Source organism: Bacillus sp. FSL K6-1003, from assembly GCF_037964945.1.
Lineage (GTDB): Bacteria > Bacillota > Bacilli > Bacillales > Bacillaceae > Bacillus > Bacillus mojavensis.
This window is the reverse complement of record NZ_CP150176.1, coordinates 2,704,360-2,725,824: the sequence shown is the minus strand read 5'-3', so window position 1 is coordinate 2,725,824 and position 21,465 is coordinate 2,704,360. Positions and strand designations below refer to the sequence as shown.

Annotated in this window: 19 protein-coding genes and 1 riboswitch; of the genes, 17 read left to right on the top strand and 2 right to left on the bottom strand. The window is 45.6% G+C overall.

Annotation, left to right across the window (positions count from 1 at the left end; translation table 11 throughout):
- Nucleotides 1-15: 15 nt before the first annotated feature.
- A complete protein-coding gene (rnhC, locus tag NSU16_RS13975; protein ID WP_339191230.1) occupies nt 16-957 on the bottom strand; it encodes a ribonuclease HIII in 942 nt (313 codons plus the stop codon).
- Nucleotides 958-1,090: 133 nt separating this feature from the next.
- Here rnhC and zapA point away from each other — a divergent pair, with 133 nt between their 5' ends.
- From zapA to NSU16_RS13905, 14 genes are all read left to right on the top strand, one after another.
- Nucleotides 1,091-1,348, top strand: a complete 258-nt coding sequence (zapA, locus tag NSU16_RS13970) for a cell division protein ZapA (protein WP_010335221.1) — start codon at nt 1,091-1,093, stop codon at nt 1,346-1,348.
- A gap of 6 nt (nt 1,349-1,354) precedes the next feature.
- Complete coding sequence (locus NSU16_RS13965; protein WP_339191227.1) at nt 1,355-1,888, top strand: CvpA family protein; 534 nt, start codon at nt 1,355-1,357, stop codon at nt 1,886-1,888.
- Between the two features lie 72 nt (nt 1,889-1,960).
- Nucleotides 1,961-3,673, top strand: a complete 1,713-nt coding sequence (gene polX, locus NSU16_RS13960; RefSeq protein WP_339191224.1) for a DNA polymerase/3'-5' exonuclease PolX — start codon at nt 1,961-1,963, stop codon at nt 3,671-3,673.
- 20 nt (nt 3,674-3,693) lie between these two features.
- The gene (locus NSU16_RS13955; RefSeq protein ID WP_339191222.1) at nt 3,694-6,051 is read left to right on the top strand and encodes an endonuclease MutS2; all 2,358 of its coding nucleotides are present in this window, start codon (nt 3,694-3,696) and stop codon (nt 6,049-6,051) included.
- A 14-nt stretch (nt 6,052-6,065) separates the two neighbouring features.
- Complete coding sequence (locus NSU16_RS13950; protein WP_010335217.1) at nt 6,066-6,470, top strand: DUF350 domain-containing protein; 405 nt, start codon at nt 6,066-6,068, stop codon at nt 6,468-6,470.
- 187 nt (nt 6,471-6,657) lie between these two features.
- Complete coding sequence (locus NSU16_RS13945) at nt 6,658-8,340, top strand: AMP-binding protein (RefSeq protein ID WP_010335216.1); 1,683 nt, start codon at nt 6,658-6,660, stop codon at nt 8,338-8,340.
- A gap of 118 nt (nt 8,341-8,458) precedes the next feature.
- Nucleotides 8,459-9,043 carry a fatty acid metabolism transcriptional regulator FadR gene (fadR, locus tag NSU16_RS13940; protein WP_251187590.1) on the top strand — a complete coding sequence of 195 codons (585 nt, stop codon included), beginning with the start codon at nt 8,459-8,461 and terminating at the stop codon, nt 9,041-9,043.
- Between the two features lie 14 nt (nt 9,044-9,057).
- Entirely contained in the window at nt 9,058-9,834 is a 777-nt protein-coding gene (locus tag NSU16_RS13935) for an enoyl-CoA hydratase (RefSeq protein WP_268448271.1), read from the top strand.
- A 14-nt stretch (nt 9,835-9,848) separates the two neighbouring features.
- Entirely contained in the window at nt 9,849-10,622 is a 774-nt protein-coding gene (etfB, locus tag NSU16_RS13930; RefSeq protein ID WP_339191219.1) for an electron transfer flavoprotein subunit beta, read from the top strand.
- Nucleotides 10,623-10,657: 35 nt separating this feature from the next.
- Nucleotides 10,658-11,635, top strand: a complete 978-nt coding sequence (locus NSU16_RS13925) for an electron transfer flavoprotein subunit alpha/FixB family protein (protein WP_339191216.1) — start codon at nt 10,658-10,660, stop codon at nt 11,633-11,635.
- A 204-nt stretch (nt 11,636-11,839) separates the two neighbouring features.
- Nucleotides 11,840-13,327 carry an alpha-N-arabinofuranosidase gene (locus tag NSU16_RS13920; protein ID WP_168748474.1) on the top strand — a complete coding sequence of 496 codons (1,488 nt, stop codon included), beginning with the start codon at nt 11,840-11,842 and terminating at the stop codon, nt 13,325-13,327.
- Nucleotides 13,328-13,640: 313 nt separating this feature from the next.
- The gene (gene trxA / locus NSU16_RS13915) at nt 13,641-13,955 is read left to right on the top strand and encodes a thioredoxin (protein WP_003222500.1); all 315 of its coding nucleotides are present in this window, start codon (nt 13,641-13,643) and stop codon (nt 13,953-13,955) included.
- A gap of 135 nt (nt 13,956-14,090) precedes the next feature.
- The gene (uvrC, locus tag NSU16_RS13910; protein ID WP_010335210.1) at nt 14,091-15,863 is read left to right on the top strand and encodes an excinuclease ABC subunit UvrC; all 1,773 of its coding nucleotides are present in this window, start codon (nt 14,091-14,093) and stop codon (nt 15,861-15,863) included.
- 64 nt (nt 15,864-15,927) lie between these two features.
- Nucleotides 15,928-16,107, top strand: a riboswitch (Lysine riboswitch).
- A 124-nt stretch (nt 16,108-16,231) separates the two neighbouring features.
- The gene (locus tag NSU16_RS13905) at nt 16,232-17,464 is read left to right on the top strand and encodes an aspartate kinase (protein ID WP_326332318.1); all 1,233 of its coding nucleotides are present in this window, start codon (nt 16,232-16,234) and stop codon (nt 17,462-17,464) included.
- 41 nt (nt 17,465-17,505) lie between these two features.
- On the opposite strand, the gene NSU16_RS13900 is transcribed toward NSU16_RS13905, so the two are convergent.
- Nucleotides 17,506-17,952, bottom strand: coding sequence for a YslB family protein (locus NSU16_RS13900; protein WP_010335208.1), 447 nt, complete (start codon nt 17,950-17,952; stop codon nt 17,506-17,508).
- A 292-nt stretch (nt 17,953-18,244) separates the two neighbouring features.
- Here NSU16_RS13900 and sdhC point away from each other — a divergent pair, with 292 nt between their 5' ends.
- The 3 genes from sdhC to sdhB are packed head-to-tail and all read left to right on the top strand — an operon-like array spanning nt 18,245 to nt 21,413.
- Nucleotides 18,245-18,853 carry a succinate dehydrogenase cytochrome B558 gene (gene sdhC, locus NSU16_RS13895; protein WP_029441380.1) on the top strand — a complete coding sequence of 203 codons (609 nt, stop codon included), beginning with the start codon at nt 18,245-18,247 and terminating at the stop codon, nt 18,851-18,853.
- A gap of 35 nt (nt 18,854-18,888) precedes the next feature.
- Nucleotides 18,889-20,649: a succinate dehydrogenase flavoprotein subunit gene (gene sdhA, locus NSU16_RS13890; RefSeq protein ID WP_010335204.1), complete on the top strand. Its 1,761-nt coding sequence runs from the start codon at nt 18,889-18,891 to the stop codon at nt 20,647-20,649.
- Between the two features lie 2 nt (nt 20,650-20,651).
- A complete protein-coding gene (gene sdhB, locus NSU16_RS13885) occupies nt 20,652-21,413 on the top strand; it encodes a succinate dehydrogenase iron-sulfur subunit (protein WP_010335203.1) in 762 nt (253 codons plus the stop codon).
- Nucleotides 21,414-21,465 lie beyond the last annotated feature (52 nt).

Sequence of the window (21,465 nt, the reverse complement as noted above, 5' to 3'; positions counted from 1 at the left end):
TCTGCAAGCTTTTTTCTATGAACGTTTTTTATCTGCCAGGCGCTGCGCTTTCTGGGTATTGGCAAAATGAAGCTTTGTAAAGGTTCGGAGAGCGGGTACCCCTTTTTTGATGATCAGTTTGGCGGCCGCTTCATCTACATGAGGGCCGGCCCCTTTCGGCAGTGTCATCCCCGCCTCGCGCGAAAGCTTATCCATTTCCATTAAAAAGGAATATCTCGCAATAATCGATGCAGCAGCGACTGATAGGTGAATGCCTTCAGCTTTTGTGCTGAAATAGGTGCGCTCCTGTACAATATCTCTTCCCTTTAAATGGTTGTAGTAGACGCCGGGCTCGGCGAATTGGTCGATCAGGATCGCCTCAGGCTTTACTCCGTCCATTTTTCGTAAAAGATGGGTAATGGCTTGATTATGCAAGAGAGCTTTCATTTTTCCCTGACTCATGCCTCTTTCCTGCATGCTGTTGTACTTTTCGTTTTTTAAAACGAGCAGGCTGTACGGAATGGTTTTGATCAGGCTTCGGGCGATCTCAATGATTTGCGGATCCTTTAAGTGTTTAGAATCCTTTACACCGAGTTCCTTCATTAAAGGAAGCTTTGTTTTGTCAACGTATGCGCACACAACCGTCATTGGTCCAAAGTAATCTCCGGTTCCGACCTCGTCAGAACCGATGACAGACATGCCTGCGATGTCTGTGGGAGGGGCGTAGCGTGAATCAGCCGGCTTTTTTGCTGTTTTCTTCTTTTCCTGCGGCTCAGCAGTTCCCCAGCGGGCAGATTCTGTCTCTGCGTTTTTTCCCTGAAACAATACCTTACCTGACTTATAGGCTGTAATGGTACAGCCTGCCGGTTTTGCCTGAAAAATGGCACCTTGCGGCACAGATGCAGTAAGTGAACTGTTATACGCTGTTTTCATTTGGTCAATAGCAGACATTGGTACTTTTATCACAGAATGGGACACGTAATAATCTCCTTTTTTTACACGTTTCGCTGTATCTACCAGTGTATCATAACAGCGGGAGGCTCGTCTTTCCATTCAATTAATAAACGTGTTATGATAGGAACTAGGATTCTCACGGAATGGAGGAGAAACGTTGTCTGACGGCGAAAAAACGAAAACAACCGTTGACATTTACGGCCAGCACTTCACTATTATCGGTGAAGAAAGCAGAGCCCATATGAGATATGTGGCCGGAATTGTTGATGATAAAATGAGAGAAATCAATCAAAAAAATCCATATCTTGATATAAATAAACTTGCAGTGCTGACAGCGGTAAATGTGGTGCATGACTATGTGAAATTAAAAGAGGAATATGAAAAACTGGAGCGTCAGCTTAAAGAAAAGGATTGAACAACTATGCTAGATATCATCATCTTAATCTTGCTCCTGATGGGGACTTTACTGGGATTAAAACGCGGTTTTATCCTCCAGTTTATCCGCTTGACGAGCTTTATTCTTTCGATCGCGTTTGCGTCTTTATTCTATAAGAATGTCGCGCCGCATTTGAAGTGGATTCCCGCGCCCGATTTTTCAGCGGGACAGCCGGCGTTTTCTTTTTTCTCGGGAAATTTGGAAGCAGCCTATTATAATGCGATTGCATTTGTCGTTCTGTTTATGATCGCTAAAATCTTACTGAGAATCATCGGCTCATTCCTAAGTATTATAGCGAGCATTCCTTTGATTAAACAAATCAACCAAATGCTCGGCGCTGTTCTCGGTTTTCTGGAAGTCTATTTATTTACATTTGTGCTTCTGTATGTTGCTTCCGTACTTCCGATAGACGGCTTACAGCAAATGATGGGGCATTCATCTCTCGCAAATGTCATGATTAACCATACACCGTATTTGTCAGGGCTTTTACAGGAGCTCTGGACGCAATACGGAGGATAAAAAACTTCTCTTGTCCGGAGAAGTTTTTTTCAAGTATGATGGAAACATATGTGAAGGTCTGGGGGTTATTCTATGCATAAAAAAGATATTATCCGGCTGCTGGAAACCATTGCAGTCTACATGGAACTGAAAGGGGACAACCCGTTTAAAGTTTCGGCATTCCGAAAAGCAGCGGCAGCCCTGGAACAGGACGACCGCAGTTTATCAGAAATGGACGACATGATGTCGCTGTCCGGTATCGGGAAAGGCACGTACAGCGTCATAAAAGAATATATAGATGAAGGAAAGTCAAGTACGCTCGAATCTCTGCAGCAGGAGGTGCCGGAAGGACTGGTGCCTTTATTGAAGCTGCCGGGGCTCGGCGGCAAAAAAATCGCAAAGCTGTATAAAGAGCTCGGCGTACATGATGCAGAATCATTGAAGGAAGCCTGCGAGCAGCAGAAAGTCCAAGGGCTGGCGGGATTCGGCAAGAAATCAGAAGAAAAAATATTGCAGGCGCTCGGGGAAGCCGGAAAACAGCCTGAACGTTTTCCGATTGGCTATGCGCTCCGGGTCGCGCGGGAAATTGAAGAGCATCTTTCTCAATTGACAGACATCATCAAATATTCCCGTGCCGGAAGTCTCCGAAGAGCACGCGAAACCGTCAAAGATCTGGATTATATTATTGCGACGGATCATCCCGCTGAAGTAAGAGAGCAGCTGCTTGCGCTGCCAAACATCAAAAGCGTCATTGCCAGCGGGGACACGAAGGTATCCGTCATTCTTTCCTTTGAATATGAAACCAGTGTCGATTTCCGTCTCGTGACGGAAGAACAATTCCCGACAACTCTTCATCATTTTACGGGATCGAAGGACCATAATATCAAAATGCGGCAAATAGCAAAAGAACGCGGCGAACGGATTAGTGAGTACGGTGTCGAGACGGTTGAAACAGGAGAAATCAAAACCTTCCCGAGCGAACGGGAATTTTACGCACACTTCGGCTTGCCCCTGATTCCGCCGGAACTCCGTGAAAGCGGACAAGAGGTGGAATCCTACAATGACAGCATTGAACTCATAGAGCACGATCAAATTAAAGGCGATCTCCACATGCACTCCACATGGAGCGATGGTGCCTTTTCGATCAGGGAAATGGCTGAAGCATGCATGAAAAATGGCTATCAGTACATGGCCATCACTGATCACTCCCAATATTTAAAGGTCGCCAACGGGCTGACTGCTGAAAGGCTCAAGCAGCAGGCGAAAGAAATTGACGCGCTGAATGCTGAGTTTGAGAACTTCCGTATTTTTAAAGGCGTTGAGATGGATATTCTTCCTGACGGCACACTTGATTATGATGACGATGTGCTGGCGGAAATGGATCTTGTCATTGCATCAATCCATTCAAGCTTTAATCAGCCGGAGCACGTCATTATGAAGCGGCTTGAGACGGCACTGACCAACAAGCATGTCGACATTATCGCACATCCGACCGGACGCCTCATCGGCAGACGTGCCGGTTACGAAATCGATATCGACAAACTGATTGAGCTCGCGAAGAAAACAAATACGGCGCTTGAACTCAACTCTAATCCTGCGCGTCTTGACCTGCGGACAGAGCATTTAATCAAAGCAAATGAACAAGGGGTTACATTGGTCATTAATACCGATGCCCATAACATCGAGATGTTAAACGATATGAAAACCGGCGTCACTGCCGCGCGCAAAGGCTGGACGGAAACGAAAAACGTCCTGAATGCCCGGTCGCTTGAAGACGTACAGGCATTCCTGAAGCGCAACGATTAAGTAAGGAGGCTCACACAACCGTGCAGCAAAAAGTATTATCATCTCTTGAATTCCATAAAGTGAAAGAACAGGTAATCGAGCACGCCGCTTCTTCGCTCGGAAAAGAAATGCTTCTCCAGCTAAAGCCTTCTGCTTCGATTGACGAAATCAAAAAACAGCTGGATGAGGTAGATGAAGCCTCTGCGATCATCCGGCTGCGAGGCCAGGCGCCGTTTGGCGGCCTTACCGATATCAGAGGGGCATTAAGACGGGCAGAAATCGGCAGCGTTCTCAGTCCCTCGGAATTCACTGAAATATCAGGGCTGCTTTACGCAGTCAAACAAATGAAACATTTTCTCGGACAAATGGCTGAAGACGGAGTCGACATTCCGCTGATGCAGCAATATACTGAACAGCTCATTACACTGCCCGATTTAGAACGAGAAATCAATTCCTGCATAGATGATCACGGCGAAGTGCTTGACCACGCGTCAGAAACGTTAAGAGGTATCCGCACGCAGCTCAGAACGCTCGAATCGAGAATCAGAGACCGTTTAGAATCCATTCTGCGTTCCTCTTCCGCTTCCAAAATGCTGTCTGATACGATTGTTACCATCCGAAATGACCGCTTTGTTATCCCGGTCAAACAAGAGTACAGATCGAGCTACGGAGGTATTGTGCATGACACCTCTTCTTCTGGCGCAACCCTGTTCATTGAACCGCAGGCGATTGTAGATATGAACAACTCGCTTCAGCAGGCGAAAGTGAAAGAAAAACAAGAAATTGAACGGATTTTACGCGTGCTGACAGAGCATACGGCAGAGCACACAGAGGAGCTTTTTCAAGATTTGCAAGTCCTGCAGACGCTAGACTTCATTTTTGCAAAAGCGAGGTACGCAAAAGCGGTCAAAGCAACAAAACCGACCATGAATGACAGCGGCTTTATCCGTCTGAAAAAAGCGCGCCATCCATTGCTTCCGCCTGATCAAGTGGTCGCCAATGATATCGAGCTGGGCGGCGATTTTTCAACGATCGTGATTACAGGGCCGAATACCGGGGGGAAAACAGTTACCTTAAAAACACTGGGGCTGTTGACCTTAATGGCGCAATCGGGCCTTCATATTCCGGCAGATGAAGGATCGGAAGCCGCTGTATTTGAGCATGTGTTCGCTGATATCGGCGATGAACAGTCGATCGAGCAAAGCTTAAGTACATTTTCTTCCCATATGGTGAACATTGTCGGCATTTTAGAGCAAGTCAACGAAAACAGCCTTGTGCTCTTTGATGAACTGGGCGCGGGTACAGATCCGCAAGAAGGCGCGGCACTCGCCATGAGCATCTTAGATGAAGTCCACCGCACCAATGCCAGAGTGTTAGCGACGACGCATTATCCGGAGCTAAAGGCGTATGGCTATAACAGAGAAGGCGTCATGAACGCCAGTGTCGAATTTGACATCGAGACCCTTTCACCAACCTACAAGCTCTTAATCGGTGTACCGGGACGAAGCAACGCCTTTGAAATTTCTAAACGGCTCGGGCTTCCGGACCATATTATCGGGCAGGCGAAATCAGAAATGACGGCCGAGCATAATGAGGTCGATACGATGATTGCGTCTCTTGAACAAAGCAAAAAACGGGCGGAAGAAGAGCTTTCTGAAACAGAGTCGATCAGAAAAGAGGCCGAAAAGCTGCATAAAGAGCTGCAGCAGCAAATCATCGAACTCAACAGCAAAAAAGACAAATTGATGGAAGAGGCCGAACTGCAAGCGGCTGAAAAAGTTAAAGCGGCCACAAAAGAAGCTGAAGACATCATTTACGAATTACGCTCGATTAAAGAAGAACACAAACCTTTCAAGGATCACGAACTAATCAACGCGAAGAAACGATTAGAAGACGCTATGCCGACCTTTGAAAAGTCCAAAAAACCGGAAAAACCGAAAACGCAGAAACGCGTCTTGAAGCCTGGGGATGAAGTAAAAGTCCTTACGTTCGGGCAGAAAGGTACATTGCTTGAAAAAACCGGCGGCAATGAATGGAATGTTCAAATCGGCATTTTGAAAATGAAAGTGAAAGAAAAAGATCTGGAATTTATCAAATCGGCTCCGGAATCAAAAAAAGAAAAACACATTACAGCGGTTAAGGGCAAAGATTACCACGTATCGCTTGAACTTGATCTTCGCGGCGAGCGCTATGAAAATGCACTCAGCCGTGTTGAAAAATACTTGGATGACGCGGTGTTAGCGGGATATCCAAGAGTGTCCATTATCCATGGCAAAGGTACCGGTGCTTTAAGAAAAGGCGTGCAGGATCTCCTGAAAAATCATCGCAGCGTTAAAAGCTCCCGTTTCGGTGAAGCTGGTGAGGGAGGATCAGGCGTTACAATTGTTGAACTAAAATAAAAGGGAGTATGGCCATGAGTGATTTTTGGGAAAACGAGCTTGTGGAAATCGCGGCGTATTACAGTGTCGCGGTTCTCTGCCTCGTCCTCTTTTTGACTGTGTTTGAGCTGGTGACAGCTTATAAAAACTGGGAAGAGATTCAAAATGGTAATCTCGCTGTGGCAATGGCGACCGGCGGGAAAATTTTAGGGATAGCAAATGTGTTCCAGCACTCCATCTCTCAGCACAATTCTCTGCTGCAAATGATCGGCTGGGGTGTGTACGGGTTTGTTATGCTTTTGATCAGCTACTTCATTTTTGAGTTTTTGACACCGCGGTTTAAAATTGATCAAGAAATTGAAAACGATAACCGGGCTGTCGGCTTTATCTCATTTGTCATTTCTGTCGGGCTTTCATTTGTTGTGGCAGCCGGAATATAAGGGGACGGAGAATAGATGGAAAAGCTTGCAAAAATACTGCTCGCCGCGGCGGGAATCTTTTTGTTGATTGGTCTTATATATCTGTTTATATTTTGAGAAAAAGAAAGATTTTCCTTTCTTTTTCTTTTTTTTGCCGTCCATCTGCTATAATAATAGGGTGAACTCTAAAACCGAAAGGGGAGGTTTTATGCAGTCTCAAAAGCCGTGGCTAGCCGAGTATCCCGAAGATATCCCGCATGAGCTTCCGTTGCCGACCCAAACCCTGCAATCCATCCTGACAGACTCCGCCGCACGATTTCCTGACAAAACAGCCGTATCTTTTTTCGGAAAAAAACTCACCTTTCATGACATTTTGACGGATGCTCTTAAACTCGCAGCTTTTCTGCAGCAAAATGGCCTGCAAAAAGGAGACAGAGTGGCTGTCATGCTGCCTAACTGTCCGCAATCCATCATTTCCTATTATGGGGTGCTGTTTGCCGGCGGTATCGTAGTGCAGACAAACCCGCTCTACACCGAGCATGAGCTCGAATATCAGCTGAGAGACGCAGAGGCCAGCGTGATCATCACCTTAGATTTGCTCTTCCCGAAGGCAATAAAAATGAAAACGTTATCAATTGTAGATCAGATTTTGGTGACGAGTATAAAAGACTATTTGCCGTTTCCAAAAAATATTCTCTATCCGCTTACGCAAAAACAAAAAGTGCACATTGACTTTGATGAAAACGACAATATTCATACCTTTGCTTCGAGCATGAAGCGGGAAAAAACAGAGCTAATCACAATTCCGGACATTGACCCCGAGCATGATATCGCTGTTCTGCAATACACCGGAGGAACGACGGGAGCGCCAAAAGGAGTCATGCTTACGCACAGAAATATTTTAGCCAATACCGAAATGTGTGCGGCATGGATGTACAACGTAAAGGAAGGCGATGAAAAAGTGCTTGGCATAGTCCCGTTTTTTCATGTCTATGGGCTGACAGCCGTGATGAATTATTCGATTAAACAAGGATTTGAAATGATCCTGCTTCCCAAGTTTGATCCGCTGCACACGCTCAAAATTATCGATAAACAAAAACCGACACTGTTCCCAGGCGCGCCGACGATTTATATTGGCCTCTTGCATCATCCTCAATTACAGCAATACGATCTGTCATCTATTAAAAGCTGCCTAAGCGGATCAGCCGCTCTCCCTGTTGAGGTGAAGCAGCAATTTGAAAAGGTGACTGGCGGAAATCTTGTGGAGGGATATGGTTTATCCGAGGCGTCTCCGGTGACACACGCTAATTTTATCTGGGGGAAAAACAAACCCGGCAGTATCGGCTGTCCCTGGCCGAATACAGACGCAGCCATTTACTCTGAGGAGACTGGCCATTTTGCTGCTCCGTATGAGCATGGTGAGATCATCGTTAAAGGCCCGCAGGTCATGAAGGGATACTGGAACAAGCCGGAGGAAACGGCTGCAGTCTTAAGGGACGGATGGCTCTTCACTGGGGACATGGGCTATATGGATGAAGATGGATTTTTCTATATAGCCGACCGGAAGAAGGACATTATTATCGCAGGCGGCTACAATATTTACCCGCGTGAAGTTGAAGAAGCGCTGTACGAACATGAAGCGATTCAGGAAATTGTCGTTGCAGGCGTGCCTGATTCGTACAGAGGGGAAACGGTAAAAGCGTTTGTCGTGTTAAAGAAAGGCGCACAAGCCGATGCAGCAGAGCTGGACGCTTTCGCCAGAGCCCGTCTTGCACCCTATAAAGTGCCGAAAGCCTATGAATTCAGAAAAGAGCTCCCGAAAACAGCGGTTGGGAAAATTTTAAGAAGGCGTTTACTTGAAGAAGAAACCGAAAATCATCATATCAAGTAATAAATAGAGCCATGAAAAAGAGAACATTAATGAATAAACTTGACAAAGCGGAAAATCCTTCTTATCATAAAATTATGAATGAATAGTCATTCATTTATATAGGAAGGAACGATGAAAATTGAAGCAAAAACGGCCAAAGTATATGCAGATCATTGATGCAGCAGTTGAAGTCATTGCGGAAAACGGCTACCACCAGTCACAGGTATCTAAAATCGCCAAACAAGCCGGAGTAGCGGACGGCACCATCTATCTTTATTTTAAAAATAAAGAAGACATTTTAATTTCTCTGTTTAAAGAAAAAATGGGCCAATTCATTGAGCGGATGGAAGAGGACATAAAAGAAAAGGCAACAGCAAAAGAGAAATTGGCGCTCGTGATTTCAAAACACTTCTCACTTTTGGCGGGCGACCATAACCTCGCTATTGTCACTCAGCTGGAGCTCCGCCAATCCAATTTGGAGCTCCGGCAGAAAATTAATGAAATATTAAAAGGCTACTTAAATATTTTAGACAGCATTCTGACGGAAGGAATACAATCAGGCGAGTTAAAAGAAGGCCTTGATGTCCGTCTCGCCCGGCAGATGATTTTTGGAACGATTGACGAAACCGTGACGACCTGGGTGATGAATGATCAAAAGTATGATCTGGCTGCTTTGTCAGACAGTGTTTTAGAATTACTGGTATCCGGAATTCACAATAAGTAAAGGAGTTCTGTCCTATGAATGCAATATCACTCGCAGTTGATCAATTTGTTGCAGTTATGACCATTCACAATCCGCCGGCAAACGCGCTTTCCAGCCGTATATTAGAAGAACTGTCCTCCTGTCTAGATCAGTGTGAAACAGATGCCGGCGTGCGATGCATTGTTATTCACGGCGAGGGAAGGTTTTTCTCCGCCGGCGCTGATATCAAAGAATTTACATCACTAAGAAACAGTGAGGATTCCTCACTGCTGGCTGAACGAGGGCAGCAGCTGATGGAGAGGGTTGAGAGCTTTCCTAAACCAATTATCGCGGCGATTCACGGAGCTGCCCTCGGCGGCGGGCTGGAACTTGCAATGTCCTGCCATATCAGAATCGCGGCAGAAGATGCCAAGCTGGGGCTTCCGGAGCTTAACCTCGGCATTATTCCCGGTTTTGCCGGAACACAGCGGCTCCCGCGATACATTGGTACAGCAAAAGCATTGGAGCTCATTGGATCAGGAGAACCGATATCGGGAAAAGAAGCGCTTGACCTCGGACTTGTGACAATTGGAGCAAAAGATGAAGCAGAAGTGCTTGAAAAAGCGAAAACGCTTGCCGCCAAATTTGCAGAAAAAAGTCCGCAAACGATGGCGTCTCTGCTTGAGCTTCTCTATACAAACAAGGTGTATTCCTATGAAGGCAGCTTAAAGCTTGAAGCAAAGCGGTTTGGAGAAGCGTTTGAGTCGGAGGACGCCAAGGAAGGCATTCAGGCATTTCTCGAAAAAAGAAAGCCTCAGTTCAAAGGCGAATAAAAGGGGATATGATCATGAATCTATTTGTACTGATGAAACGGACGTTTGACACAGAAGAAAAAATCGTCATTGACGCGGGAAAGATTCAGGATGACGGGGCTGAATGGATTATCAATCCGTACGATGAGTACGCGATTGAAGAAGCTATTCAGCTGAAGGAAAAACACGGCGGCACCATAACTGTTGTTACTGTCGGCGGCGAAGAAGCGGAAAAGGAGCTGCGTACAGCGCTTGCCATGGGATGTGACCAAGCCGTTTTAATCAACATAGAAGATGATCTCGAAGAACCCGACCAGTATTCCATCTCTCAAGTTTTATACCACTATATGAAGGATCAGGAGTTTGACCTCATTCTCGGCGGAAATGTCGCGATCGATGGAGGCTCAGGACAAGTGGCGCCACGTCTGGCTGAGCTTCTAGACATTCCGTGCATCACGACGATTACTAAACTCGATATCAATGGAAGTGACGTAGAAGCAGAAAGGGACGTTGAAGGGGATGTTGAAAAAATCAAAACGACTCTCCCTTTGCTTGTCACAGCTCAGCAAGGCTTAAATGAACCTCGCTACCCATCGCTTCCGGGAATTATGAAAGCCAAGAAAAAACCGCTTGAAGAGCTTGAGCTGGATGATCTGGACTTGGATGAAGAAGATGCTGAACCAAAAATGAAAACAATTGAACGTTTTCTGCCGCCGAAAAAAGAAGCCGGGAAGCTTCTGCAGGGTGAGCCTGCCGAACAGGCAAAAGAGCTCATATCATTGCTCCGCAGCGAGGCGAAAGTCATTTAGCGCTTGCACATTCAAAGAAACAGGGGGATGTTAGAATGGGAAAAAAAGTGATCGTACTCGGAGAAATGCGTGACGGAGAACTGCGAAATGTCACCTTTGAAGCAATCTCCGCTGGAAGAACCATTTCAGATGATGGAGAAGTAATCGGTGTTCTTATAGGAGAAAACGTATCACAGCATGCAGAGGAGCTTATCCACTACGGTGCAGACAAAGTTCTCACAGCTGAGGACCCAAAGCTTAAGGCATATACGGCAGACGGATACAGCCAAGTGATGCGAACCATTATTGAAAAGGAAACACCTAATGCGGTCGTATGCGGACACACTGCAATGGGGAAGGATCTGTCGCCGAAGCTTGCAGCCCGGCTCCAAACAGGATTGATTTCTGACGCTACAGATGTAAGCGTTACCGGAGATAACGTCGTTTTTACAAGACCGGTTTACTCAGGGAAGGCATTTGAACGCGTCATTTCAACGGATCCGATGACGCTTGTGACGATTCGCCCCAACAACATTCAAGCGTTAGAAAAAGACACCAGCCGGGCAGGCAGCATGGAAAGCATCGAAGTTTCCCTTACAGATCTCCGTACCGTCATACAAGAGATCGTCAAAAAAACAGCGGACGGCGTTGATCTCTCTGAAGCGAAAATCATTGTGGCGGGCGGCCGCGGAGTAAAAAGCAAGGAAGGCTTTCAGCCGTTGCAGGAGCTTGCCGAGGTGCTGGGCGCAGCAGTCGGCGCTTCACGCGGGGCGTGTGACGCTGATTATTGCGACTATGCTCTCCAAATCGGACAGACCGGAAAAGTTGTCACTCCCGATTTGTATATCGCCTGCGGAATTTCAGGCGCTATCCAGCATTTGGCGGGTATGTCCAACAGCAAGGTGATTGTCGCCATCAATAAAGATCCAGAAGCCGATATTTTTAAAATAGCTGATTACGGTATCGTAGGCGATTTATTTGAAGTCGTCCCATTACTGACGGAAGAATTCAAACAACTGAATATTCACTCATAAAGGGAAGCCCCGGACTGCAGAAGTTCGGGGTTTTTAAATACATACGTACAAATCATTATTAACAAAAAAAGTCGTTGACATGTACGGACATATATAATAAGGTTACTTTAAAAGCGCTTACATTCATGCTGACTCCTCAGTCCAAACACAAATCTATATTTGACTGTGGTGCTTTTCATATTTGTATGAAAGGAATGATCAAGCATGTCTGAACATACAGCAGTGATTCAAACGGATATTGTAAAAGGAACGATCAACAAAAATATATACGGTCATTTTGCTGAGCATTTAGGAAGAGGGATTTATGAAGGGATTTGGGTCGGAACGGAATCAAGCATTCCTCATATAAACGGTATAAGAAAAGATGTGTTAGAAGCGCTGAAGCAGCTGCGTATTCCTGTCCTCCGATGGCCGGGCGGCTGCTTTGCGGATGAATATCATTGGGCCAACGGTGTGGGTGACCGCAAGACGATGCTCAACACTCACTGGGGCGGCACAGTTGAATCAAATGAATTCGGGACACATGAATTTATGATGCTGTGCGAGCTGCTTGAATGCGAACCTTACATTTGCGGCAATGTAGGGAGCGGAACAGTTCAGGAAATGGCGGAATGGATCGAATATATGACCTTTAAAGAAGGCACGCCAATGTCAGACTGGAGAAAACAAAACGGAAAAGAAGAGCCTTGGAAGCTGAAATATTTTGGAGTAGGCAATGAAAATTGGGGCTGCGGCGGCAACATGCACCCAGAGTACTATGCCGATCTATACCGCCGTTTTCAAACGTATGTCCGCAATTACAGCGGCAATGAAATTTATAAAATTGCCGGCGGTGCAAACGTTGATGATTTTAATTGGACGGACGTGCTCATGAAAAAAGCAGCTGGCCTGATGGACGGGCTAAGTCTCCACTACTACACGATTCCGGGAGATTTCTGGAAGGGCAAAGGATCGGCCACAGAATTTACAGAGGACGAATGGTTCATCACAATGAAAAAGGCCAAATACATTGATGAATTGATTCAAAAACACGGCACAATTATGGACCGGTACGATCCGGAGCAGCGGGTCGGACTGATTATAGACGAATGGGGCACATGGTTTGATCCTGAGCCAGGCACGAACCCAGGCTTTTTATATCAGCAAAACACCATTCGTGACGCGCTTGTCGCAGCTTCTCACTTTCACATTTTCCATCAGCATTGCCGCCGGGTGCAAATGACCAACATCGCGCAGACGGTAAATGTTCTTCAAGCTATGATTCTGACTGAGGGGGAACGAATGCTATTAACGCCGACATACCATGTGTTTGATATGTTTAAGGTACATCAGGATGCCTCTCTTTTAGATACTGAAACAACGTCCGCTGACTATGAATGGAAGGGAGAAACGCTGCCTCAAATCAGTGTGTCGGCATCAAGAAATGCGGAAGGCGATATAAACGTCAGCATCTGTAACATTGATCATCAAAATAAAGCAGAGGTGGAGATTGAGCTGAGAGGTCTTCATAAGACTGTGGATCATTCCGGCGTTATCCTGACTGCGGAGAAGATGAACGCCCATAACACGTTTGATGACCCGGAGCACGTAAAACCTGAATCGTTCAGCCGTTATTCTGTAAATAAAAACAAATTGAAAGCAAAGCTGCCGCCAATGGCAGTTGTCTTACTCACATTACGGACTGATTCTTAACCAAAAAAAGGAGCGCCGATCCATTAGAGGACAGCGCTCTTTTTTGTTTTGAAACAGCTCCGAAAGGGCATGGTAAAGTATATGACGGTTATAGAAGGGATGTTGTCCTATGCTTCGTACAATTTTAATGATCATCGGCGCAATTGTGGTGATCGGAGCGATTATCAGATTCGTGTTTTAATTTCGAAATGCCCCATTCTATGAGTAAACCGATTGTGATCAGGAAAAAATAATTTATAAGCATTTAAATAGCGTGAACGAATGGGAGATGCTATACTAAAAATCATCATTTCACAATTGGAGGAATTCAATAATGGCTATCGTAAAAGCAACTGATCAATCTTTCTCAGCTGAAACAAGCGAAGGCGTCGTACTGGCTGATTTCTGGGCCCCTTGGTGCGGACCTTGTAAAATGATTGCACCTGTTCTTGAAGAATTGGATCAAGAAATGGGCGACAAACTAAAAATCGTGAAAATCGATGTAGATGAGAACCAAGAAACAGCCGGCAAATACGGCGTTATGAGCATCCCGACACTTCTTGTCTTAAAAGACGGAGAAGTTGTTGAAACATCTGTCGGCTTCAAACCGAAAGAAGCGCTTCAAGAGCTTGTAAACAAACATCTTTAATTTTCGGCTGCATACATGCCAGAGCGATTCCAATTGAGGGATCGCTTTTTTTATTCGCCAATCGTGAATCATGGAGAAAAACACCTGTTCGTGTTAAACTGGAAGCAAAGGACTAAATATAAGGAAGGGTAACATATGAACAAACAACTGAAAGAAAAACTCGCCCTCCTTCCCGATCAGCCAGGGTGTTACTTAATGAAGGACCGTCAGCAGACAGTGATCTACGTAGGAAAAGCAAAAGTGCTGAAAAACAGAGTGCGTTCCTACTTTACCGGCTCTCATGACGCAAAAACACAGAGGCTTGTGACGGAAATTGAGGATTTTGAATATATCGTGACGTCCTCCAATCTTGAAGCGCTTATTTTAGAAATGAACTTGATTAAAAAGCATGATCCGAAATATAACGTCATGCTGAAAGACGATAAAACCTATCCTTTTATAAAACTCACCCATGAACGCCACCCAAGGCTGATTGTCACCCGCAACGTCAAAAAAGACAAAGGGCGCTATTTCGGACCGTATCCGAATGTGCAGGCCGCAAGGGAGACAAAAAAGCTGCTCGACCGTCTCTACCCTCTCAGAAAATGCTCCAAGCTCCCGGACAGAGTGTGCCTTTATTATCACCTCGGACAATGTCTCGCTCCGTGTGTAAAGGACATTTCAGAAGAGACAAACAGAGAACTGGTAGAGAGCATTACCCGTTTCTTAAGGGGCGGCTATAACGACGTCAAAAAAGAGCTTGAAGAGAAAATGCTTGAGGCGGCTGAGAACCTTGAGTTTGAACGGGCAAAGGAACTTCGTGACCAAATCGCTCATATCGATTCAACGATGGAAAAACAAAAAATGACCATGAACGATTTAGTCGACCGTGACGTATTCGCTTACGCTTATGATAAAGGCTGGATGTGCGTACAGGTCTTTTTCGTACGGCAAGGAAAGCTTATTGAACGTGACGTCAGCATGTTTCCGCTTTATCAGGAAGCAGATGAAGAGTTCCTTACCTTCATCGGGCAGTTCTATTCAAAAAACAACCATTTTCTGCCGAAGGAAATTTTAGTGCCGGACAGCGTTGATCAATCGATGATTGAGCAGCTGTTGGAAACAAACGTCCATCAGCCGAAAAAAGGGGCGAAGAAAGAATTGCTTATGCTGGCACATAAAAACGCAAAAATCGCGCTTAAAGAAAAATTCTCTTTAATCGAACGTGACGAGGAGCGTTCATTCGGTGCTGTGCAGAAACTCGGAGACGCCTTAAATATTTATACCCCGCACAGAATCGAAGCGTTCGATAACTCGAATATACAAGGGACTAACCCGGTTTCGGCGATGATTGTGTTCATCGATGGCAAACCATACAAAAAGGAATACCGCAAGTACAAAATCAAAACTGTCACAGGGCCAGATGATTACGGCTCAATGAGAGAGGTTGTCAGACGAAGATATACGAGAGTGCTTCGTGAAAACCTGCCGCTGCCTGATCTGATCATTATAGACGGAGGGAAAGGCCAGATCAACGCAGCCCGTGACGTCGTAGAAAACGAACTCGGCCTGGACATCCCGATTGCCGGTTTGGCAAAGGATGATAAACACAGAACCTCCAATTTATTAATCGGTGATCCGCTTGAGGCGGTTTACCTTGAACGAAACAGCCAGGAATTTTACCTGCTTCAGCGCATTCAGGATGAGGTGCACCGGTTTGCGATCAGCTTCCACAGACAGATCCGCGGGAAAAGCGCATTTCAATCTGTTTTGGACGACATACCGGGTATCGGAGAAAAAAGAAAGAAAATGCTGTTAAAGCATTTCGGTTCCGTCAAAAAAATGAAGGAAGCAAGCCTTGAGGACATCAAAAAAGCAGGGGTTCCCGAAGCGCCGGCACAGCTGCTTTATGACAAATTGCAAAAATAATGTTGTCCTTTTGAAAAAGTTCTGATAAAATGTGAACTAATTTCATAATTAGATCGTGTAATATGGTGAAGATAGAGGTGCGAACTTCAAGAGTAAGCCTTTGGAGAAAGATGGATTCTGAGAAAAAGGCTGAAAGGGGAGCGTCGCCGAAGCAAATAAAACCCCATCGGTATTATTTGCTGGCCGTGCATTGAATAAATGTAAGGCTGTCAAGAAATCATTTTCTTGGAGGGCTATCTCGTTGTTCATAATCATCTTGATGATTAATTGATAAGCAATGAGAGCAATTCCTCTCATTGCTTTTTTTATTGTGGACAAAGCGCTCTTTCTCCTCACCCGCACGAACCAAAATGTAAAGGGTGGTTAACATGGGTCTCATTGTACAAAAATTCGGAGGTACTTCCGTCGGCTCAGTCGAAAAAATTCAAAATGCAGCAAATCGCGTCATTGCGGAAAAACAGAAAGGCCATCAAGTCGTCGTTATCGTATCAGCTATGGGGAAATCCACTGATGCATTGGTCAGCCTTGCAAAAGACATCACTGATCAGCCGAGCAAACGTGAAATGGATATGCTGCTGGCAACAGGCGAGCAGGTCACCATTTCCCTGCTTTCCATGGCGCTGCAGGAAAAAGGCTATGACGCCGTTTCCTATACAGGATGGCAGGCGGGAATCCGCACCGAGGACGTCCATGGCAATGCCAGAATTACGGATATAAACACGTCTGCCTTAGAAAACCAGCTTCAAAAGGGAAAAGTAGTTGTTGTGGCAGGATTTCAAGGCATGACAGACGACAGTGAAATCACGACTTTGGGCAGGGGCGGTTCAGACACAACAGCAGTGGCTTTGGCTGCCGCATTAAAAGCGGACAAATGTGATATTTATACCGACGTGCCCGGCGTGTTTACAACCGATCCGCGCTACGTGAAATCAGCGAGAAAGCTTGCCGGCATCTCTTACGATGAAATGCTGGAGCTTGCCAATTTAGGCGCCGGTGTTCTTCATCCAAGAGCTGTTGAATTCGCGAAAAATTACCAAGTGCCGTTAGAAGTGCGTTCAAGTACAGAAACAGAAGCGGGAACATTAATTGAGGAGGAATCATCCATGGAGCAGAACCTTATCGTCAGAGGCATCGCGTTCGAAGATCAAATCACAAGGGTAACCATCTACGGGCTGACAAGCGGCCTGACCACTTTGTCTACTATTTTTACAACTCTTGCAAAACGAAACATTAATGTGGATATCATTATCCAAACGCAGGCGGGAGACCATGAGACCGGTATTTCCTTCTCTGTTAAATCAGAAGACGCGGATCAGGCTGTTGCCGTACTTGAAGAGTACAAAGACGCGCTTGAATTCGAAAAAATTGAGACTGAAAGCAAATTGGCCAAAGTATCCATTGTTGGATCAGGCATGGTATCAAATCCCGGTGTAGCAGCTGAAATGTTTGCTGTACTGGCGGAAAAAAACATATTAATCAAAATGGTCAGCACATCTGAAATCAAAGTTTCAACAGTAGTGAGCGAAAATGACATGGTAAAAGCGGTGGAAGCACTGCACGATGCGTTTGAACTCTCGAAACACCCTTCAGCTGTGTCATGACAACCAAAAAGGCGGGACTCATGCAGTCACCGCCTTTTTCATTAAACAGGGTCTTTCATATCCCATTTAACAGTCAGAACCACTTTATCGGCTCTCTTTTTTACTTGTTCGTATGATTCGGCAATCTGATCATTCATCAATTGAATTTGCTCGGCGATGAAGCCAGCTTCCAGCTGAAAGCACGGTTCTTTCTGATATTTGAGCCGATTGGAAATGATCTGTCCTTCAAGCTCGAATTCTAGCTCCTGTTTCTTTGCGCTAACGTTTGTGAGGGTTCCCCAGCCTGCTTCTTCAAAGAAAGCCGGAAATTCCTCCCATGATTCAAGAGGAAACTTTCGGGCGAGATGTTTCCCTGCCCAATACATCATGGAAGAGTAATCTTGGCCAAGCATGTCTGGGAGAACAATCTCTCGTATCAGTTCATAGGCATAGGCGTTCATTTCAATTTCTTTTAGATTATGTATTGATGCTTCATATTTAGACTTCATATCTGTCTCCCCTCTCTCCTTCGTATATTATAGCCCAAACCGGGGGGAGGATTACAGAATGATCCTGTAATTCTCATGAAAAATTAAGAAAGAATTATATATTGATAAAATAAAATTTTTGAATCAACTAATCAATTCGGAAAATTAGAATTTATGTACGCGTTTTCTTGACGCCCTTTTGTGGTAGGAGTAAAATGAAATTGTCAATAAATCTTAATAAAGTGCTTACAATTGAAAGAAGTGGGGGAAGAGATTTAGCACATTTCGCACTTATCAAACAGGGGGTAAAGTAATGTCTGGGAACAGAGAGTTTTATTTTCGAAGAATGCATTCCTTGCTTGGCGTCATACCGGTCGGCATCTTTTTGATTCAGCATTTGGTCGTCAACCAGTTTGCCGCAAGGGGCGCGGAAGCATTCAATAATGCTGCTCATTTTATGGATAGTCTGCCTTTCAGGTATGCTCTGGAAATCTTTATTATCTTCTTACCTTTAATTTATCATGCAGTTTATGGTGTGTACATAGCGTTTACTGCGAAAAATAACGCAGGCCAATATAGCTATATGCGAAACTGGCTCTTTGTCCTGCAGCGTGTAACGGGTATCATCACCCTCATTTTTGTGAGCTGGCATGTGTGGGAAACACGCATTGCTGCACAGATGGGCGCTGAGGTTAACTTTGACATGATGGCGAATATCTTGAGCTCACCGGCTATGCTGGGCTTTTACATTGTAGGTGTACTATCAACCATTTTCCACTTCTCGAACGGTTTATGGTCTTTCGCTGTTACATGGGGCATCACGGTAACGCCTCGTTCTCAAAGAATTTCGACATACGTTACGCTGATTATTTTTGTTGCACTGTCTTACGTAGGCTTAAAAGCAATTTTTGCATTTGTATAAGAGAGTACTAGATTACTAGAGGGAGAGGGGCTATCATGAGTCAATCAAGCATTATCGTAGTCGGCGGGGGTCTTGCCGGCCTCATGGCGACAATTAAAGCAGCGGAATCAGGAATGGCGGTTAAGCTGTTTTCCATCGTTCCTGTGAAACGTTCTCATTCGGTTTGTGCCCAAGGCGGCATCAACGGAGCGGTCAACACAAAAGGGGAAGGTGACTCTCCGTGGGAACATTTTGACGATACTGTATACGGGGGAGACTTTCTTGCCAATCAGCCGCCGGTTAAGGCGATGTGTGAAGCGGCGCCGTCAATCATCCACTTATTAGACCGGATGGGCGTCATGTTTAACCGGACGCCTGAGGGGCTGCTTGATTTCCGCCGGTTTGGGGGTACACAGCACCACAGAACAGCTTATGCAGGTGCGACGACTGGCCAGCAGCTGCTTTATGCTCTGGACGAGCAAGTGCGCAGATATGAGGTTGCAGGTCTGGTCACAAAATACGAAGGCTGGGAATTCCTTGGCGCTGTATTAGATGATGACAGAACCTGCCGCGGAATTGTCGCCCAAAACCTGACAAACATGCAAATTGAATCCTTCCGTTCAGACGCTGTGATTATGGCGACGGGCGGACCGGGAATCATTTTCGGTAAATCCACAAACTCCATGATTAATACAGGGTCTGCTGCATCGATCGTTTATCAGCAGGGAGCGTATTATGCAAATGGAGAATTCATTCAGATCCACCCGACAGCCATACCGGGGGATGATAAATTAAGGCTGATGAGTGAATCTGCACGCGGTGAAGGCGGACGTGTATGGACATACAAAGACGGTAAACCGTGGTATTTCCTTGAGGAGAAATATCCTGCATATGGAAACTTGGTGCCGCGTGATATTGCGACACGCGAAATATTTGATGTGTGTGTGAATCAGAAACTCGGCATCAACGGCGAGAACATGGTATATCTCGATTTGTCTCATAAAGATCCAAAAGAGCTTGACATTAAGCTCGGCGGCATCATTGAAATTTATGAGAAGTTTATGGGAGACGATCCGCGCAAACTTCCGATGAAAATCTTCCCTGCGGTTCATTATTCAATGGGCGGCTTATGGGTTGATTACGATCAAATGACAAATATTCCGGGACTGTTTGCCGCTGGAGAATGTGATTACTCCATGCACGGCGGCAACCGCTTGGGAGCAAACTCCCTGCTCTCCGCGATTTACGGAGGAATGGTAGCCGGGCCGAATGCTGTTAAATATGTAAACGGCTTAGAATCTTCCGCAGAGGATATGTCTTCATCGATATTCGATGCCCACGTGAAAAAAGAAGAAGATAAATGGGCTGAGATTATGAATATGGACGGAAACGAAAATGCGTACGTCCTCCATAGAGAGCTCGGGGAATGGATGACGGCGAATGTGACGGTTGTCCGCCATAACGACAAGCTGTTGAAAACAGATGACAAAATTCAGGAGCTAATGGAGCGGTATAAAAAGATTAACATCAATGACACGACAAAATGGAGCAACCAGGGAGCTATGTTTACACGCCAGCTTTCAAACATGCTTCAGCTTGCCAGGGTGATTACGCTGGGTGCTTACAACCGTAATGAAAGCAGGGGCGCCCATTATAAACCGGATTTCCCTGAGCGTAATGACGATGAATGGCTCAAAACAACAATGGCTAAACATGTAAGCCCGTATGAAGCGCCGGAGTTTGAGTATCAGGATGTCGATGTATCACTGATAACGCCTCGGAAACGGGATTACTCGAAGAAGAAGGTGGCGAAATAATCATGAGTGAGAAAAAGACCATACGATTTATTATCACACGTCAAGATACACCCGACAGCACGCCTTACGATGAAGAATTTGAGATTCCATACCGCCCGAATCTGAACGTTATTTCCGCTCTAATGGAAATCCGACGGAATCCGGTTAACGTGAAAGGTGAAAAGACGACTCCTGTTACTTGGGATATGAACTGTCTTGAAGAAGTATGCGGCGCATGTTCAATGGTCATAAACGGAAAGCCCCGCCAGTCGTGTACGGCGCTTGTTGACCAGCTTGAACAGCCGATCCGCTTAAAACCGATGAAAACATTCCCGGTCGTGCGTGATTTGCAGGTTGACCGCAGCAGAATGTTTAATTCGCTGAAAAAAGTAAAGGCGTGGATACCAATCGACGGCACGTACGATTTAGGACCGGGACCGAGAATGCCGGAAAAACGCCGCCAGTGGGCATATGAATTATCAAAATGCATGACGTGCGGTGTCTGCCTGGAAGCCTGCCCGAATGTAAACAGCAAATCGAAATTCATGGGGCCTGCTCCGATGTCTCAGGTCCGTTTGTTTAACGCCCATCCGACAGGTGCCATGAACAAATCTGACCGGCTGGAAGCACTGATGGAAGAAGGGGGCCTTGCAGACTGCGGCAACTCGCAAAACTGCGTTCAATCCTGCCCGAAAGGCATTCCGCTGACCACTTCTATCGCTGCCTTAAACAGGGATACAAACTTACAAGCATTCCGCAATTTCTTCGGAAGCGACAGAGTATAAGAAGAAAAAACCTCTTCCGCATGGGAGAGGTTTTTTTAACAATAAGGAGATG

What these genes read in the sequence shown, in the direction of transcription:
- NSU16_RS13965 (WP_339191227.1), top strand. Translation starts at nt 1,355, where the DNA reads ATGCTAGATATCATCATCTTAATCTTGCTCCTGATGGGGACTTTACTG.
- polX (WP_339191224.1), top strand. Translation starts at nt 1,961, where the DNA reads ATGCATAAAAAAGATATTATCCGGCTGCTGGAAACCATTGCAGTCTAC.
- NSU16_RS13950 (WP_010335217.1), top strand. Translation starts at nt 6,066, where the DNA reads ATGAGTGATTTTTGGGAAAACGAGCTTGTGGAAATCGCGGCGTATTAC.
- NSU16_RS13945 (WP_010335216.1), top strand. Translation starts at nt 6,658, where the DNA reads ATGCAGTCTCAAAAGCCGTGGCTAGCCGAGTATCCCGAAGATATCCCG.
- NSU16_RS13935 (WP_268448271.1), top strand. Translation starts at nt 9,058, where the DNA reads ATGAATGCAATATCACTCGCAGTTGATCAATTTGTTGCAGTTATGACC.
- etfB (WP_339191219.1), top strand. Translation starts at nt 9,849, where the DNA reads ATGAATCTATTTGTACTGATGAAACGGACGTTTGACACAGAAGAAAAA.
- NSU16_RS13925 (WP_339191216.1), top strand. Translation starts at nt 10,658, where the DNA reads ATGGGAAAAAAAGTGATCGTACTCGGAGAAATGCGTGACGGAGAACTG.
- NSU16_RS13920 (WP_168748474.1), top strand. Translation starts at nt 11,840, where the DNA reads ATGTCTGAACATACAGCAGTGATTCAAACGGATATTGTAAAAGGAACG.
- trxA (WP_003222500.1), top strand. Translation starts at nt 13,641, where the DNA reads ATGGCTATCGTAAAAGCAACTGATCAATCTTTCTCAGCTGAAACAAGC.
- uvrC (WP_010335210.1), top strand. Translation starts at nt 14,091, where the DNA reads ATGAACAAACAACTGAAAGAAAAACTCGCCCTCCTTCCCGATCAGCCA.
- NSU16_RS13905 (WP_326332318.1), top strand. Translation starts at nt 16,232, where the DNA reads ATGGGTCTCATTGTACAAAAATTCGGAGGTACTTCCGTCGGCTCAGTC.
- NSU16_RS13900 (WP_010335208.1), bottom strand. Translation starts at nt 17,952, where the DNA reads ATGAAGTCTAAATATGAAGCATCAATACATAATCTAAAAGAAATTGAA.
- sdhC (WP_029441380.1), top strand. Translation starts at nt 18,245, where the DNA reads ATGTCTGGGAACAGAGAGTTTTATTTTCGAAGAATGCATTCCTTGCTT.
- sdhA (WP_010335204.1), top strand. Translation starts at nt 18,889, where the DNA reads ATGAGTCAATCAAGCATTATCGTAGTCGGCGGGGGTCTTGCCGGCCTC.
- sdhB (WP_010335203.1), top strand. Translation starts at nt 20,652, where the DNA reads ATGAGTGAGAAAAAGACCATACGATTTATTATCACACGTCAAGATACA.